Below are 16,048 nucleotides of genomic sequence, written 5' to 3'. Positions count from 1 at the left end.
CACGCGCACCGTCCCACAACAGCACACGCGGCCGAGGAGTCACCCGGATGAGCACCACCCAGAGCGAGAGGCTTCGAGAACTTCTGGAACCGCTCGTCAGCTCACAGGGCCTCGATCTCGAGGAGATCGCCGTGGACGCGGTCGGCCGCAAGCGCGTGCTGCGCGTCGTCGTCGACTCCGACACCGGTGCCGACCTGGACCGGATCGCCGATGTGAGCCGCGCGCTCTCGGCGAAGCTCGACGAGACGGACGCCATGGGCGGCGGTGAGTACACCCTCGAGGTGGGAACGCCGGGCGCGGAACGCCTCCTCACCGAGCACCGGCACTACGTGCGCGCCACCGGCCGCCTGGTGCGGTTCCAGCTGGCCGAGGGCGGCGAACTGGTCGCCAGGATCCTCGGCGTCGACGACGACGGTCTCGACGTCGAAGTACCCGGAGTGAAGGGCCGCAAGGCCACCGCGCGCAGGCTCGCCTTCGACGGCATCACCAGGGCGCGCGTCCAGGTCGAGTTCAACCGCAAGGACGACGCGTCCGACAAGAAGAACGACAAGAAGGAAGAGGAGGCGTAGCCGTGGACATCGACATGAGCGCCCTGCGGGGCTTGGTACGGGAGAAGGAGATCTCCTTCGACCTGCTGGTCGAGGCGATCGAGTCGGCCCTCCTCATCGCCTACCACCGCACCGAGGGAAGCCGCCGGCACGCGCGCGTGGAGCTCAACCGGGAGACCGGGCATGTGACCGTGTGGGCGAAGGAGGACCCCGAGGACCTCGACGAGGGCCAGGAGCCCCGCGAGTTCGACGACACTCCGTCCGGCTTCGGCCGTATCGCCGCCACCACGGCCAAGCAGGTCATCCTGCAGCGCCTGCGCGACGCCGAGGACGACGCGACGCTCGGCGAGTACGCCGGCCGCGAGGGCGACATCGTCACCGGAGTGGTCCAGCAGGGCCGCGACCCGAAGAACGTGCTGGTCGACATCGGCAAGCTGGAGGCCATCCTGCCGGTGCAGGAACAGGTGCCCGGCGAGACCTACCCGCACGGCATGCGGCTGCGCTCGTACGTCGTACGGGTGGCCAAGGGCGTGCGCGGTCCGTCCGTCACCCTTTCGCGCACCCACCCCAATCTGGTGAAGAAGCTGTTCGCCCTGGAAGTGCCGGAGATCGCCGACGGCTCCGTGGAGATCGCCGCCATCGCCCGTGAGGCAGGTCACCGCACGAAGATCGCCGTCCGCTCCACCCGCTCGGGCCTGAACGCCAAGGGCGCCTGCATCGGGCCCATGGGTGGCCGGGTGCGCAACGTCATGGGCGAGCTGAACGGCGAGAAGATCGACATCGTCGACTGGTCCGACGACCCGGCCGAGATGGTCGCGAACGCCCTGTCGCCGGCCCGGGTCTCCAAGGTGGAGGTCGTCGACATGGCGGCCCGCTCCGCCCGGGTCACCGTGCCGGACTACCAGCTGTCCCTGGCGATCGGCAAGGAAGGGCAGAACGCCCGTCTCGCCGCCCGTCTGACCGGCTGGCGGATCGACATCCGGCCGGACACGGAGCAGCCCGCGGACCGGTCCGGGGAATAGATCCAAGCCGTGGGTGGCTGAGATCACGACAGCTTTGCTCACGGCAGGGGTTCGATTCTTGCCCCAAAGGGGTGAGGTCGGTCCGGGGAGGTAGACTGAGGAGTGTCTGGCCGGACACGAGCTGGCGTATGCCCTGAGCGCACATGCGTGGGGTGCCGGGAGCGAGCGGTCAAGAACGAGCTGCTGCGGATCGTGGCGATCGAGGACGCATGCGTCCCGGATCCTCGCGGTACGCTGCCCGGCCGGGGTGCGTATGTGCACCCCGTCCCGGTCTGTCTCGACCAGGCGGTGCGCCGCAGGGCGTTTCCGAGGGCGCTTCGCGTCCCGGGACCGCTCGACGTAAAGGCGTTGCGCCACTACGTCGAGCAGGCACAAGGTTGCTGAGCAGCGGCCCCCGGCCGGCTGAACAGGCAACACGGTAAGAACGTGCCGCGCGGAACCCCCCGCGCGGTCTGGTACCTCGCGAGTCGAAAGCAGGTCGAGATTGCGATGAGCACTCGATGAGTACGCGATGAGTACGCCCATGAACTAGCGACGGTCCGGACGCAACCCGGACCTCAAAGGAGCGAAGTGGCTAAGGTCCGGGTCTACGAACTCGCCAAGGAGTTCGGTGTGGAGAGCAAGGTCGTCATGGCCAAGCTCCAGGAACTCGGTGAATTCGTCCGTTCGGCGTCTTCGACCATCGAAGCGCCCGTTGTACGCAAGCTGACCGACGCATTCCAGGGCGGGGGCAACGGCAAGTCCGCCGCGAAGCCCGGCGCCCCCCGGAAGTCGGCACCCAAGCCCGCCGCGCCCTCCCCGGCGCAGGCGGCACGTCCGGCTGCCCCGAAGCCGCCGGCCGCACCCAAGCCCGCCGCGGCGCAGCCGCCGGCGGCTCCTTCGGCGCCCGCGCCGGCCCCCGGTCCGCGTCCGACGCCGGGCCCGCGCCCCGCGCCGCGTCCGGCCCCGGCGGCCCCGGAGTTCCAGGCCCCGCCCGCGGCGGCGGCCCCGGCTCCGTCCGGTCCCAAGCCCGGCGGCGCCCGCCCCGGTGCTCCCAAGCCCGGCGGTCGTCCCGCCGGTCCCGGTCAGGGCCAGGGCGGCGGTCAGGGCCGTCCGTCCGGTCAGGGTCAGCGCCCCGGTGGCGGTGCTCCGCGTCCGGGCGCCCGCCCGGCCGGTCCCCGTCCCGGCAACAACCCCTTCACCTCCGGCGGCTCCACCGGCATGGCCCGTCCGCAGGCGCCGCGTCCGCAGGGCGCGCGTCCCGGTCCGGGCGGTCCCGGCGGTGCCGGTCCCCGTCCGCAGGCCCCCGGTGGCCAGGGCGGCGGCGGTCCGCGTCCGCAGGCTCCGGGCGGTGCCCGTCCGACTCCGGGCTCGATGCCGCGTCCGCAGGGCGGTCCCCGTCCCGGCGGCGGCCCCGGCGGCCCGCGTCCCAACCCCGGCATGATGCCGCAGCGTCCCGCTGCCGGCCCGCGTCCCGGCCCCGGCGGCCGCGGTCCGGGCGGTGCGGGTCGTCCCGGCGGCGGCGCCGGTCGTCCCGGCGGCGGCTTCGCAGGCCGTCCGGGTGGCGGCGGCGGTGCCGGTCGTCCCGGTGGCGGCGGCGGTTTCGCCGGCCGTCCGGGTGGCGGCGGCGGTGGCGGCTTCGGCGGCGGCGGTGGCCGTCCCGGCTTCGGTGGCCGTCCCGGCGGTCCCGGTGGCCGCGGTGGCACGCAGGGCGCCTTCGGCCGTCCCGGCGGTCCCGCGCGTCGCGGCCGCAAGTCGAAGCGGCAGAGGCGCCAGGAGTACGAGGCCATGCAGGCCCCGTCGGTCGGCGGCGTGATGCTGCCCCGCGGCAACGGCGAGACCATTCGCCTGTCGCGCGGTGCGTCGCTCACCGACTTCGCGGAGAAGATCAACGCCAACCCGGCGTCGCTCGTCGCGGTCATGATGAACCTCGGCGAGATGGTCACCGCGACCCAGTCCGTCTCCGACGAGACGCTGGAGCTCCTGGCCGGCGAGATGAACTACACGGTTCAGATCGTCAGCCCCGAGGAGGAGGACCGCGAGCTGCTCGAGTCCTTCGACCTGGAGTTCGGCGAGGACGAGGGCGACGAGGAGGACCTGGTGGTCCGCCCGCCGGTCGTCACCGTCATGGGTCACGTCGACCACGGAAAGACCCGTCTGCTCGACGCCATCCGCAAGACCAACGTCATCGCGGGCGAGGCCGGCGGCATCACCCAGCACATCGGTGCCTACCAGGTCGCCACCGAGGTCAACGACGAAGAGCGCAAGATCACCTTCATCGACACCCCGGGTCACGAGGCGTTCACCGCCATGCGTGCCCGCGGTGCCCGGTCGACCGACATCGCGATCCTGGTCGTCGCGGCCAACGACGGCGTCATGCCGCAGACGGTCGAGGCGCTCAACCACGCCAAGGCGGCCGAGGTCCCGATCGTCGTCGCGGTCAACAAGATCGACGTCGAGGGCGCGGACCCGACCAAGGTGCGCGGTCAGCTGACCGAGTACGGCCTGGTGGCCGAGGAGTACGGCGGCGACACCATGTTCGTCGACATCTCCGCCAAGCAGGGTCTGCACATCGACAGCCTCCTCGAGGCCGTCATCCTCACCGCGGACGCCTCGCTCGACCTGCGGGCCAACCCCACGCAGGACGCGCAGGGCATCTCGATCGAGTCCCGGCTCGACCGCGGCCGCGGTGCCGTGGCCACCGTCCTCGTCCAGCGAGGCACGCTGCGGGTCGGCGACACGATGGTGGTGGGCGACGCCTACGGCCGCGTGCGCGCCATGCTCGACGACAACGGCAACAACGTCGCCGAGGCCGGCCCGTCGACGCCGGTCCAGGTCCTGGGCCTGACCAACGTCCCGGGTGCGGGCGACAACTTCATCGTCGTCGACGAGGACCGTACGGCCCGTCAGATCGCCGAGAAGCGCGCCGCCCGTGAGCGCAACGCCGCGTTCGCCAAGCGCACGCGCCGCGTCTCGCTCGAGGACCTGGACAAGGTGCTCAAGGCCGGCGAGGTCCAGCAGCTCAACCTCATCATCAAGGGTGACGCTTCCGGTTCCGTCGAGGCCCTGGAGTCCTCCCTGCTCCAGCTCGACGTCGGCGAAGAGGTCGACATCCGCGTCCTGCACCGCGGCGTCGGTGCGGTCACGGAGTCCGACATCGACCTGGCGATGGGCTCGGACGCCATCGTGATCGGCTTCAACGTGCGCGCCGCCGGGCGTGCCGCGCAGATGGCCGAGCGCGAAGGCGTGGACGTCCGCTACTACTCGGTCATCTACCAGGCGATCGAGGAGATCGAGGCGGCCCTCAAGGGCATGCTCAAGCCGGAGTTCGAGGAGGTCGAGCTCGGTACGGCGGAGATCCGCGAGGTCTTCAAGTCGTCCAAGCTGGGCAACATCGCGGGTGTCATCATCCGCTCCGGCGAGGTCAGGCGGAACACCAAGGCCCGCCTCATCCGCGACGGCAAGGTGGTCGCGGAGAACCTCAACATCGAGGGTCTGCGTCGCTTCAAGGACGACGTCACCGAGATCCGCGAAGGCTTCGAGGGCGGTATCAACCTCGGAAACTTCAACGACATCAAGGTCGACGACGTCATCGCGACGTACGAGATGCGCGAGAAGCCGCGGGTGTAACACCCCACGGCGTGTGCCGGCCGGCGGGACCCACCCGGGTCCCGCCGGCCGGCGCGTGTGCGGGCCCGGCGCCCTCCGCCGGGCGCAATATCCGTCGATCGGCCCGCCCGCTTCGTTGTACGGTTCTGATGTCCCTGCCCACCACGGATGGCGGGGCCATCGATCCCGTACCGGCGGGTGAACCGGTTGCACATGTATGTGGGGACGCTGTCCTTCGACCTCCTCCTCGGCGACGTACGGTCGCTGAAGGAGAAGCGCTCCGTCGTCCGCCCGATCGTCGCCGAGCTCCAGCGGAAGTACGCGGTGAGCGCGGCCGAGGTGGATCACATGGACCTCCATCGCAGGGCCGTCATCGGCCTGGCCATGGTGTCCGGCGACGCGGGGCATCTGACCGACGTACTGGACCGGTGCGAGCGGCTGGTCGCCGGGCGCCCCGAGGTGGAACTGCTGTCCGTCAGGCGGCGCTTCCACGGCGAAGACGACTGACGAACACAGCCCAGAGATACGCAGACAGGAAAGAACGGGAGACGGACCAGTGGCCGACAACGCTCGGGCGAAAAGGCTCGCGGACCTCATCCGAGAGGTGGTGGCCCAGAAGCTGCAGCGCGGCATCAAGGACCCGCGGCTCGGCTCGCACGTCACCATCACGGACACCCGGGTCACGGGTGACCTCAGGGAGGCGACCGTCTTCTACACCGTGTACGGGGACGACGAGGAGCGCGCGGCCGCGGCGGCCGGACTGGAGAGCGCCAAGGGCATCCTGCGCTCCGAGGTGGGCCGCGCGGCGGGCGTGAAGTTCACACCGACGCTGACCTTCGTCATGGACGCCCTGCCGGACACCGCGCGCACCATCGAGGACCTCCTCGACAAGGCCCGCCAGTCCGACGCGAAGGTGCGCGAGGCGTCCGCGGGCGCCGCGTACGCCGGCGAGCCCGACCCGTACCGCAAGCCGGGCGACGACGAGACGGACGACACCGCCGAATGACCCAGAAGCACACCGTGCCCGACGGCCTTGTCATCGTCGACAAGCCGTCGGGCTTCACTTCGCACGACGTGGTCGCCAAGATGCGCGGCATCGCCCGCACCCGGCGCGTCGGCCACGCCGGCACCCTCGACCCCATGGCGACGGGCGTCCTCGTCCTCGGCGTGGAGCGGGCGACCAAGCTCCTCGGTCACCTGGCGCTGACCGAGAAGGAGTACCTGGGCACCATCCGGCTCGGGCAGAACACGGTCACCGACGACGCCGAGGGGGAGATCACCTCCTCCGCGGACGCCTCCGCGGTCACCCGCGAGGCCGTCGACGCCGGCGTCGCCAAGCTGACCGGCGACATCATGCAGGTGCCGTCCAAGGTCAGCGCCATCAAGATCGACGGCGTGCGCTCCTACAAGCGCGCCCGGGAGGGCGAGGAGTTCGACATCCCGGCCCGGCCGGTCACCGTCTCCTCCTTCTCCGTGTACGACGTCCGGGAGGCCGTCGCCGAGGACGGCACCGCCGTGCTCGACCTGGTGGTCTCCGTCGTCTGCTCCTCCGGCACCTACATCCGCGCCCTCGCCCGCGACCTGGGCGCCGACCTGGGCGTCGGCGGGCACCTGACCGCGCTGCGCCGCACCCGCGTGGGCCCCTACGGCCTGGACGCGGCCCGCACCCTGGACCGGCTCCAGGAGGAGCTGACCGTGATGCCGATCGCCGAGGCCGCCGCGGCCGCCTTCCCGCGCTGGGACGTCGACGAGCGGCGGGCCCGGCTGCTCACCAACGGCGTGCGGCTGGAGATGCCCGAGCAGTACGCCGGGGCCGGGGCCGTCGCCGTGTTCGGGCCCGAGGGGCGGTTCCTGGCGCTCGTCGAGGAACACCGCGGCAAGGCCAAGAGCCTGGCCGTCTTCGCCTGACGGGGGCCGGCAGGGGATCCGTCCGTGGAGCGGCGCCACGGGGATGCACATGCCGCCGCTCCACGGTCCCCCCTCGGTTCCCCCACCCCTAGGGTGTATCCATTCGGCCCGTTCCGTTCACCCGTATGTGCGGGCGCTCGGAGTGAAGCGGGGGAGCGGAAGGGGGCGCGTTCGCCGCGCGATCTGTCCCGCTGATCATCCCGCCCCTACTGTCGCAGCCAAGGGCACGGATGTACGGCGGGAGGCTCGACGATGCCGTCGCGAAACGAACCCCGGGACACCGCACCGGGCGGCCGCGAGGTGGCCGTGCGGGCCCGTCCCGCCGACGACGTCCTGGTCCGGGTGCACGACCTGGCCGGCCGGCCGCGCGGCACCGGTTTCCTCGCCGACCACCACGGCACCCTCGTCACCAGCCACGAGGCCGTCGACGGGCTGCCCCGGCTCGTGCTGCACGCCCCCGGAGACCGCCGCTGCGTGGTGGACGCCGACGCGGTGACCGGGCTGCCCGAACTCGGCCTGGCCCTGGTCCGCACCCAAGGGCTCGGCACCGCCCCGCTGCCGGTCGCCGCCCGCAGGAGCGTCGGGACCGGCACCTATGTGCGGATCGCCGCCGGAGGCTGGCGCGAGGCGCGCGTGCTGGGCACGGCCACCGTCACCTACACGGCCACCGACCGCCCGTACCTCCTGCACGGCGCCCTGGAACTGGCGGTCGGCACCGCGGGACGGGACGCGCTGCGCCTCGGCGGGCACGCGGCCGGCGGCCCGGTGCTCGACGCCGCCACCGGCACCGTCCTCGGCGTCCTCGGCACCGCGCTGCGCTCGGACGACCGGGACGTGGGCTTCGCCGTACCGCTGTTCCCGGGCGCCGCGGCCGGCGGACCGCTGGACCGGCTGCTCGCCAAGAACGCGGCGACCGTCCCCGCCTACGGCGCCGACCTCAACCCCGCCGGGCTGGTCGCGCTCACGGCCGCCACGGTCCGGCGGGACAGCCCGGCCGCGGCGGCCGAGCCCGTCGAGCGGCCCGCCGTCCTCGCCGAGCTCACCGCGTTCGAGCGGGGCGGCGCCGCCGTACTCGGCCTCGTCGGACCGCCCGGCACCGGCCGCACCACGGAACTCGCGGCGCTCGCCGCCCGCCGCCACCGCGCCGGCCGGCCCACGCTGTGGCTGCGCGGCGCCGACCTGCGCGAGGACGACCACTCGGTCGCCGACGCGGCCCGCCGCGCCCTGGACCGCGCCGCCGCCGACGTGACCGCGGCGCTCCCGCCGCACCCCTGCACCCCGGCGACCCTCGGCGACCTGGGCCCGGACCGCCTCGCCCGCCTCGCCGGCACCACCGGCCGCCCTCTGCTGCTGGTCCTCGACGGCCCCGAGGAGATGCCGCCCGTCCCGGCCGGCCGCCGCGCCGAGTGGGCCGCCGCGACCACGCGGTGGCTGCGCAGTGCGGGGGCACGGCTGGTGGTGGCGTGCCGCCCGGAGCACTGGGAGGAGGCGCGCTTCCCCGAGGAGTCGCTGCACACCGGCGCACCCCGCCCCGACGGGCTGCCCGCCTGCGTGCCGCTCGGCGACCTCACCGCCGAGGAGGCCCGCCAGGCCCGCGCCCGCCACGGCATCCCGGAGGGCGCCCTGGCCGACGCCGACGCCCGGCACCCGCTCACCCTCCGCCTGTACGCCGAGGTCCGGGCCGCCCTCACCGGCCCGCCGCACGACACCGTCTCCGACACCACCGCGCCCGGCAGCCCCGACCCCGACGTCCCCGTCGACCGCGACCAGGTCCTCACCGCCCACCTAGACCTGACGTGCCTGAGGATCGCCACCCGCCTCGCCGAACGGAACGGACTGCGCGGCAGCGCCGTGCGCCGGCTCGCCGCCAGGGTCGCCGGGCAGGTCCACGAGACCGCCCGGCGCAGCATCGGCACCGGACAGGGCGGACTCGACGCGGAGGCCTTCGCCGAGGTGTTCGGGTGGCAGACCGCGCCGGACCGGCTCGGCGGCGGCCCCGGCTGGGCCCCGGCCGTGCTCGCCGAGGGCCTCTTCGTCCCCGCCGGCACCGGCTACCGGTTCGCGCACGAGGAACTCGCCGACTGGCTCCAGGGCATCCACCTCGACCTCGACGGCGCCCTGCGCGCACTGGTCCACGACCACCGCGCCCCGCGGCACACCGACCCCGTGCCGCACCACCGCGCCGGCCCCGTCGTGCAGGCCCTGCTGCACCTCGCCCGCCAGCACGGCACCGGCCGGCTCGCCTCCCGGCTGGCCGACCTGACGCACGCCCTGGACGCCGACCCCGACGCCTGGTGGGCCGCCCGCCTGCTCACCACAACCCTCACCCGGGTACCCGACGCCGCCCCGTACACGGACGTGCTGCGCCTACTGGCCGACCGCGTCGTGGCCTGGCGGGAGCAGCGGCGGCCCGTGCGGCCCGAACTGGGGCCTGCCTTCTGGACCGCGCTGCGGCTGCCGCTGGAGGCCCGGTGCGCGCTGCTGCGCCGGCTGGTCCACGCCGACGGCCCGCCCTGCGAGAGCGGGCCCCGCTTCCTCGACGCCGCCGCCGGTCTGCTCGCCGCCGACCCCGCCGCCGTACTGCCGTACCTGGTCCGCTGGTTCGAGGACGAACGGCCGCTGCCCGCCACACCGCACGCGACCGTGGCGACCGCCGCGCAGGCACTGCTGCACACCCACCGCCACCACGCCCTGGACGCGCTGACGGAGGCGCTCGCCGACAGCGCGCACCGGCGGGCCGACCAGCTGCTCACCGTGCTGGCCGAAGAGGAACCCGCGGCCCTCAGCCGGGCCGTCGACCGGTGGGCGCAGGACGTACGCCCCGCCCGCCGGGCCGCCGCGATCACCCACGGCCTGCGGGTCGCGCCGTACGCCCGCGACGACACCGACCGCACCCTGCTCAGGTACGCGGCGCTCGCCGTCCTCGTCCGCAGCGCCGACCGGGACCTGCACGGCGGCGCGCTCGCCCTCCTGGTCCGCGACCCGAACAGCAGGGACCGGCACCTGGCGCGGGCCCTGGAGCGCTTCACGGCGGGTGACCCGCTCCTCCCGCCGAGCGCGCTGACCGCCGCCCTGGACACACACACCGAGCCCGTCCTCGACGCGTTCCGCACCCGGCTGACCCGGGACGACGCCGTCGAGACGCTGCGCACGCTCGCCGACGCCACCACGCCCGCCCTGGCCCGTTGTGTCGCCGCGCTCCTGCGGGACGCCGTGGAGCGGCGCCCCGAACTGTCCGGGCACCTGGCCGCCCACGCCGACCGGCGGCTCGAGGCGGGTCCCGCCGCCCGCGCCGCACTCCGGGGCCTGATCACCGGCCTGCTGGACGGCGGCCCGCAGCCGCTGCGGCTGGCCCTCGCCGGCGTCCTCGCCGCCCCCGGCACACCCGCCTCCCGTCCGCTGCGCCGCGAACTGCTCGACGTGCTGCTCATCCGCGAGACCGACCCCGGCGTGCTGGACGCCGTGCTGCGCGCCGCCGCCCGCACCACCGGCCCCGAACTGCGCGTCCTCGTCCACAGCACCGGCCTGCTGCTCGCCCGCGCCCCGGACGGCGCCGCCCGCCTCGACCACTGCCTGGCCGACCTGGGCCGCCACATTCCGGGCTTCGCCGCCGCCCTCGCCGGCTGGCTGGCCGACGCACCGCGCGCCTGGGGCCCGCTCCTCGGCCCGGACACCCGCCGGACGATCGAGAGGCTCGCCGGCGCGACCGTCCCCGCCTGACACCGCCCGGCCGGTGCGCACCGGCCCGCAGCACCCATGCCGATGCGGGCCGGCCCCGGACGGCATGGCACCCTTAGAGCTGCGCAGAGAAGTACACGGACGTCCACGGACTCGGGTACGACGAGGTTTCGACAAGGAGCAGGCACAGTGCAGCGCTGGCGTGGCTTGGAGGACATCCCCCAGGACTGGGGGCGCAGCGTCGTCACCATCGGTTCCTACGACGGAGTCCACCGCGGGCACCAGCTGATCATCCGGCATGCCGTGGACCGCGCCCGGGCCCTCGGCGTCCCCGCCGTCGTCGTCACCTTCGACCCGCACCCCAGCGAGGTCGTCCGCCCCGGCAGCCACCCGCCGCTGCTCGCCCCGCACCACCGGCGCGCCGAGCTGATGGCCGAGCTGGGCGTCGACGCGGTGCTGATCCTGCCGTTCACCACCGAGTTCTCGAAGCTGTCGGCCGCCGACTTCGTGGTGAAGGTCCTGGTCGACAAACTGCACGCCAAGGCGGTCGTCGAGGGCCCCAACTTCCGCTTCGGACACCGGGCCGCGGGCAACGTCGAGTTCCTCACCGAGCAGGGCCGCGTCTACGACTTCGAGGTCGAGGTCGTCGACCTGTACGTGACCGGCGAGGCCGGCGGCGGCGAGCCGTTCTCCTCCACGCTGACCCGCCGGCTGGTCGCCGAGGGCGAGGTCGAGGGCGCCGCCGAGATCCTCGGCCGCCCGCACCGCGTCGAGGGCATCGTCGTCCGCGGCGCGCAGCGCGGCCGCGACCTGGGCTTCCCCACCGCCAACGTCGAGACGCTCCCGCACACCGCGATCCCCGCCGACGGCGTCTACGCCGGCTGGCTGCACGCCCAGGGCGAGGCGATGCCCGCCGCGATCTCCGTCGGCACCAACCCGCAGTTCGACGGCACCGAGCGCACGGTCGAGGCGTACGCCATCGACCGCGTCGGCCTCGACCTGTACGGCCTCCACGTCGCCGTCGACTTCCTCGCCTTCGTACGCGGCCAGGCCAGGTACGACACGCTCGAGGCGCTGCTGGAGCAGATGGCCGCGGACGTGGAGCGGTGCAGGGAACTGGTGGCCGCGGCCGGGAAGCCGTAGCCGGGTCGTTCGTGCAGCGGTGACCGCCGGCGGGGCCGGCGGGCTCCGGCCGGTTCCTTCGTGGGCTCCGACCGGTCCGTCTGCGGGCCTCGACGGGTCCGTCTGTGGGCCTCGACCGGTCCGTGCGGCTGTGGCCCGACCGGCCTCGGTCTCCCGGTTCAGTCCGCGCCCGAGTGCGACGCCCAGTGGCAGGCCACCTGCGCCGTGCCGCTCCCGTCGAGGATCCCCGGATCGCGGCCCCGGCACGCCTCCGCGACGCCCGCGCGCTCCGCCTCACCGCCCGCCAGGATCTGGCAGCGGGCGTGGAACCGGCAGCCGGACGGGATCCGCGACGGGTCCGGCGGCTCACCCGCGAGGATCACCGGATCGCCGGGAGCCTCGGGGAGCACCGACAGCAGGGCCCGGGTGTACGGATGCCGCGGCGCCGTCAGGACCCGCTCGACCTCGCCGGTCTCCACGATCCGGCCCAGGTACATCACCGCCACCCGGTCGGCGATGTTCCAGGCCAGTCCGAGGTCGTGCGTCACCACCAGTGCGGACAGCCCGAGTTCGGCGCGCAGTCGCAGCAGCAGGGCCAGGATCTCGCCGCGCACCGACGCGTCCAGCGAGGCCACCGGCTCGTCGGCGACGAGCAGTTCGGGCTCCAGCACCAGCGCACCGGCGATCACCACGCGCTGCCGCTGCCCGCCGGACAACTCGTGCGGACGGCGCAAGAAGAAACGCTCAGCGGGCCGCAGTCCGGCCCGGGCCAGCGCCCCGGCGACCGCGGCCCGCTCGTCACCGGCGTGACCGTGGATCCGCAGGCCCTCGGCGACCGCGTCGTACACCGTGTGACGAGGGTTGAGCGAACCGGTCGGATCCTGCAGCACCAGTTGCACCCGCCTGCGGTACGCCTTCAGGGAGCGGCCGGAGTACTCCAGCGGCCGCCCGTCGAAGGCGATCCGCCCGGCGGTCGGCTCGACCAGGCCGACCAGGGCACGGGCCAGCGTCGTCTTGCCGCAGCCCGACTCGCCGACCAGGGCGACGATCTCGCCGGGACGGACGTCCAGGTCGACGCCGTCCACCGCCCGGACGTCCGGTGCGCCGTGCCGGCCGGGGAAGGTGACGTGCACGCCCTGGGCGCTGAGGAGGGGGGAGGGGGTGTTCATGGGGTGTCACGCCTCGCTTCCTCCGCAGGGCCCGGTGCGGGCGCCGGGGCAGGTGCCTCGTCCCCGGGCGTGTCCGTGGTCGTGTCCGCGGCCGTCTCGCGGTCCGTCTCGCGGTCCGTGTCCCGGGCCGTGTCGCTGTCCGTGGCCGCGGTCGGCGTGGTGACCCGCGTGGTGATCCGCACGCAGGCCGCGCTCCGGTCGTCTCCCGTGTCGCGCAACGGCGGGTCCTGAACGGCGCAGATGTCCAGCGCCACCGGGCACCGCGGGCGGAAGACGCAGCCCGGCGGCAGCGCCGCCGGGTCCGGCGGATCGCCCGGCAGCCCGCGCGGCGCGAAGCGCGACGCCGGGTCGCCGATCCGCGGGAACGCCGCCGACAGCGCCTGCGCGTAGGGATGCCGGGCGGCCGCGTACACCTGGCCGGCCGGGCCCTCCTCGACGACCCGGCCCGCGTACATCACCGCGAGCCGGTCGCAGGTGTCGGCGAGGACCGCCAGATCGTGGCTGATCATGACGAGGCCGACGTCCTGGTCCGCGACCAACTGCCCGATCAGCCGTAGGATCTGCGCCTGGATCATCACGTCCAGCGCGGTCGTCGGCTCGTCGGCGACGATCAGCCGCGGGTCGCAGGCCAGAGCCATGGCGATCATGACGCGCTGGCGCTGCCCGCCGGACAGCTCGTGCGGATAGGCCGCCGCCCGGGCCGCCGGCAGACCGACCTGCTCCAGCAGCTCCCCGGTCCGCCTGCGTGCCCCGGCCGGACCCGCCCTGCGGTGCAGCAGGATCGGCTCGGCGATCTGGTCGCCGACGCGCCGCACCGGGTTGAGGGAGTGCATCGCGCCCTGGAACACGATGGACGCCCCGGCCCAGCGGACCGCCCGTACCCGGCCCCACTTCATGGACAGCACGTCCTCACCGTCCAGCAGGACCGCACCGCCGACCCGGGTCCCCGGCGGCAGCAGCCGCAGCAGCGCCAGCGCCAGCGTGGACTTGCCGCACCCCGACTCCCCGGCGATCCCCAGCGTGCCGCCCGCCTCCAGCGACAGGTCCACTCCGCGCACGGCGGCCGCACCGTCCGCGTACGTCACCGTCAGGCCCCTGACGTCGAGCAGAGTCAACGCCCCACCCCCAGCCGCGGGTCGAGGACCGACTCCACGGCCCGCCCGCACACGGTGAACGCCAGCGCCACCACCGCGACGGCGACGCCCGGCGGCACCAGGTACCACCAGTGCCCGGCACTCACCGCACCCGCATCCCGGGCGTCCTGCAGCAGTCCGCCCCACGACACCACCGTCGGATCACCCAGCCCCAGGAAGGCCAGCGTCGCCTCCGCGAGGATCGCCGAGGAGATGATGAGCGTCGTCTGGGCCAGCACCAGCGGCATCACGTTCGGCAGCACGTGCCGGGTCATGACGTGACAGTGGCCGCCGCCGAGGGCCCGGGCGCGCTCGATGTACGGCCGGGTCTCCACGGCCAGGGTCTGCGCCCGCACCAGCCGGGCCGTCGTCGGCCAGGTCGTCACCCCGATCGCCACCACGGTCGTGAGCAGCGACCGCGACATCACCGTGGCCAGCGCGATCGCCAGCACCAGCGTCGGCATCACCAGGAACCAGTCGGTGATGCGCATCAGCACCGTCGCGTACCAGCCGCGGAAGTGCCCGGCCGTCACCCCGATCACCGTGCCGATCGCCACCGACAGCGCGGCGGCCAGCAGCCCCACCAGCAGCGACACCCGCGCGCCCCAGACCACCAGACCGAGCAGGTCACGCCCGAACCGGTCCGCACCGAGCGGCAGTTCGGCGCCGGGCCGCTCCAGGGGGCTGCCCGGCGCGTCCGTCACGTCGGCCACGCCGGAGCCGACCAGCAGCGGCGCCGACACGGCGAGCAGCGCGAACAGCGCGAGCACGGCCAGCGCGGCGACACCGGCCCGGTGCGTGCGGTACTGCCGCCAGAAACGCGCGGCCGAGGCCCGGCGCCGCCGCCACGCCGACGTGCGCGCCCGTACGGCCGCCGGCTCCGCGGCCGGCGTCTTCTGCGTCGTCATCGGCCCACCCGGGGATCGAACAGCGGATAGATCAGGTCGGCCAGCGTGTTCGTCACGATCACGGCGGCCGCGAACACGAGGAACAGCCCTTGCACCAGCGGCAGATCGGGCACGCTCAACGCCTGGTAGAACAGCCCGCCCAGACCCGGCCAGGAGAACACCGTCTCCACGAGGATCACCCCGGCGACCGTCCGCCCGAGGTGGATGAAGATCAGCGTCACGGTCGGCAGCAGCGCGTTCGGCACGGCGTGACGGCGCCGTACCAGGTCGTCGCGCAGGCCCTTGGCCCGCGCGGTGGTCAGATAGTCGCTGCCCATCTCGTCCAGCAGTGCCGACCGTGTCACCAGCAGCGTCTGCCCGTACTCGACCGCCACCAGCGTCACCACCGGCAGCACGAGGTGGTGCGCCACGTCCACGGCGTACGCGAAGCCCTCCTCGCCGCCCGACTCCATGCCTCCGGTCGGGAACAGCCCCGGAAGCGGCCCGATGCCCACCGACAGCGTGATGATCAGCAGCAGCCCCAGCCAGAACGACGGCAGCGAGTGCAGCGTCAGCGCGAGCCCGGTGTTGATCCGGTCGCCGAGCCGGCCGTGCCGCCAGGCGGACCGGGTGCCGAGGACGATGCCGAGCGCCGTGTAGAGGACGAAGGCGGTGCCGGTGAGCAGCAGCGTGTTCGGCAACGCCTCGGTGATCTTGTCGACCACGGGTGTCCGGAACTGGTACGAGGTGCCCAGATCACCGGTGAGCGCCTTGCCGCAGTAGTCGGTGAACTGCCGCCACAACGGCAGGTCGAGGCCGAACTCCTCACGGTAGGCGGCGAGTTGCGCGGCCGACACCTGCCGTCCCCCGGTCATGAACTTCACCGGGTCGCCGGGGATCAGCCGGAAGAGGAAGAAACCGGTGACGAGCACGGCGAGCAGGGACACGGCCGCGCCGGCCGCCTTGCCCGCCACGTACCGCGGATACGCGGCG

Annotated in this window: 13 protein-coding genes; 9 read left to right on the top strand and 4 right to left on the bottom strand. The window is 73.9% G+C overall.

Annotated features, from left to right (window positions below; genetic code table 11):
* Positions 1-47: 47 nt before the first annotated feature.
* The 9 genes from rimP (at position 48) to FGW31_RS08840 (ending at position 11,887) form a co-directional block, all read left to right on the top strand.
* On the top strand, positions 48-569 hold the full coding sequence (rimP, locus tag FGW31_RS08880) for a ribosome maturation factor RimP (protein WP_142192835.1): 522 nt from the start codon (positions 48-50) through the stop codon (positions 567-569).
* 2 nt (positions 570-571) lie between these two features.
* On the top strand, positions 572-1,570 hold the full coding sequence (gene nusA / locus FGW31_RS08875) for a transcription termination factor NusA (RefSeq protein ID WP_142192834.1): 999 nt from the start codon (positions 572-574) through the stop codon (positions 1,568-1,570).
* A 102-nt stretch (positions 1,571-1,672) separates the two neighbouring features.
* Positions 1,673-1,954: a YlxR family protein gene (locus tag FGW31_RS08870; RefSeq protein ID WP_142192833.1), complete on the top strand. Its 282-nt coding sequence runs from the start codon at positions 1,673-1,675 to the stop codon at positions 1,952-1,954.
* 186 nt (positions 1,955-2,140) lie between these two features.
* Positions 2,141-5,179, top strand: a complete 3,039-nt coding sequence (gene infB, locus FGW31_RS08865) for a translation initiation factor IF-2 (protein ID WP_142192832.1) — start codon at positions 2,141-2,143, stop codon at positions 5,177-5,179.
* A gap of 192 nt (positions 5,180-5,371) precedes the next feature.
* On the top strand, positions 5,372-5,665 hold the full coding sequence (locus FGW31_RS08860; protein ID WP_073941243.1) for a DUF503 domain-containing protein: 294 nt from the start codon (positions 5,372-5,374) through the stop codon (positions 5,663-5,665).
* A 49-nt stretch (positions 5,666-5,714) separates the two neighbouring features.
* Entirely contained in the window at positions 5,715-6,164 is a 450-nt protein-coding gene (gene rbfA / locus FGW31_RS08855; RefSeq protein ID WP_142192831.1) for a 30S ribosome-binding factor RbfA, read from the top strand.
* On the top strand, positions 6,161-7,066 hold the full coding sequence (gene truB / locus FGW31_RS08850; RefSeq protein ID WP_142192830.1) for a tRNA pseudouridine(55) synthase TruB: 906 nt from the start codon (positions 6,161-6,163) through the stop codon (positions 7,064-7,066). Before rbfA ends, truB begins: the two co-directional genes overlap by 4 nt.
* 252 nt (positions 7,067-7,318) lie before the next feature.
* Positions 7,319-10,786, top strand: a complete 3,468-nt coding sequence (locus FGW31_RS08845; protein WP_233452452.1) for a S1C family serine protease — start codon at positions 7,319-7,321, stop codon at positions 10,784-10,786.
* Between the two features lie 147 nt (positions 10,787-10,933).
* Entirely contained in the window at positions 10,934-11,887 is a 954-nt protein-coding gene (locus FGW31_RS08840) for a bifunctional riboflavin kinase/FAD synthetase (protein ID WP_142192829.1), read from the top strand.
* 158 nt (positions 11,888-12,045) lie between these two features.
* Here FGW31_RS08840 and FGW31_RS08835 read toward each other — a convergent pair whose 3' ends face one another.
* From FGW31_RS08835 to FGW31_RS08820, 4 genes are all read right to left on the bottom strand, one after another.
* Positions 12,046-13,035, bottom strand: a complete 990-nt coding sequence (locus tag FGW31_RS08835; RefSeq protein ID WP_142192828.1) for an ABC transporter ATP-binding protein — start codon at positions 13,033-13,035, stop codon at positions 12,046-12,048.
* On the bottom strand, positions 13,032-14,150 hold the full coding sequence (locus FGW31_RS08830) for an ABC transporter ATP-binding protein (protein ID WP_142192827.1): 1,119 nt from the start codon (positions 14,148-14,150) through the stop codon (positions 13,032-13,034). Before FGW31_RS08830 ends, FGW31_RS08835 begins: the two co-directional genes overlap by 4 nt.
* Positions 14,147-15,076: an ABC transporter permease gene (locus tag FGW31_RS08825; protein WP_142192826.1), complete on the bottom strand. Its 930-nt coding sequence runs from the start codon at positions 15,074-15,076 to the stop codon at positions 14,147-14,149. Before FGW31_RS08825 ends, FGW31_RS08830 begins: the two co-directional genes overlap by 4 nt.
* Positions 15,073-16,048: ABC transporter permease (locus FGW31_RS08820; protein ID WP_142192825.1), on the bottom strand; the 976-nt coding region annotated here is incomplete at its 5' end. The genes FGW31_RS08825 and FGW31_RS08820, both read right to left, overlap by 4 nt.

The organism is Streptomyces calvus, from assembly GCF_006782915.1.
In the GTDB taxonomy this organism is placed as follows: Bacteria; Actinomycetota; Actinomycetes; order Streptomycetales; family Streptomycetaceae; genus Streptomyces; species Streptomyces calvus.
This window is presented reverse-complemented; position numbering and strand designations above follow the sequence as displayed.

Excerpts from the sequence above, each read along its gene's own strand:
- truB (WP_142192830.1), top strand. The coding sequence starts at position 6,161 with ATGACCCAGAAGCACACCGTGCCCGACGGCCTTGTCATCGTCGACAAG.
- FGW31_RS08860 (WP_073941243.1), top strand. The coding sequence starts at position 5,372 with ATGTATGTGGGGACGCTGTCCTTCGACCTCCTCCTCGGCGACGTACGG.
- FGW31_RS08835 (WP_142192828.1), bottom strand. The coding sequence starts at position 13,035 with ATGAACACCCCCTCCCCCCTCCTCAGCGCCCAGGGCGTGCACGTCACC.
- rimP (WP_142192835.1), top strand. The coding sequence starts at position 48 with ATGAGCACCACCCAGAGCGAGAGGCTTCGAGAACTTCTGGAACCGCTC.
- FGW31_RS08825 (WP_142192826.1), bottom strand. The coding sequence starts at position 15,076 with ATGACGACGCAGAAGACGCCGGCCGCGGAGCCGGCGGCCGTACGGGCG.
- FGW31_RS08845 (WP_233452452.1), top strand. The coding sequence starts at position 7,319 with ATGCCGTCGCGAAACGAACCCCGGGACACCGCACCGGGCGGCCGCGAG.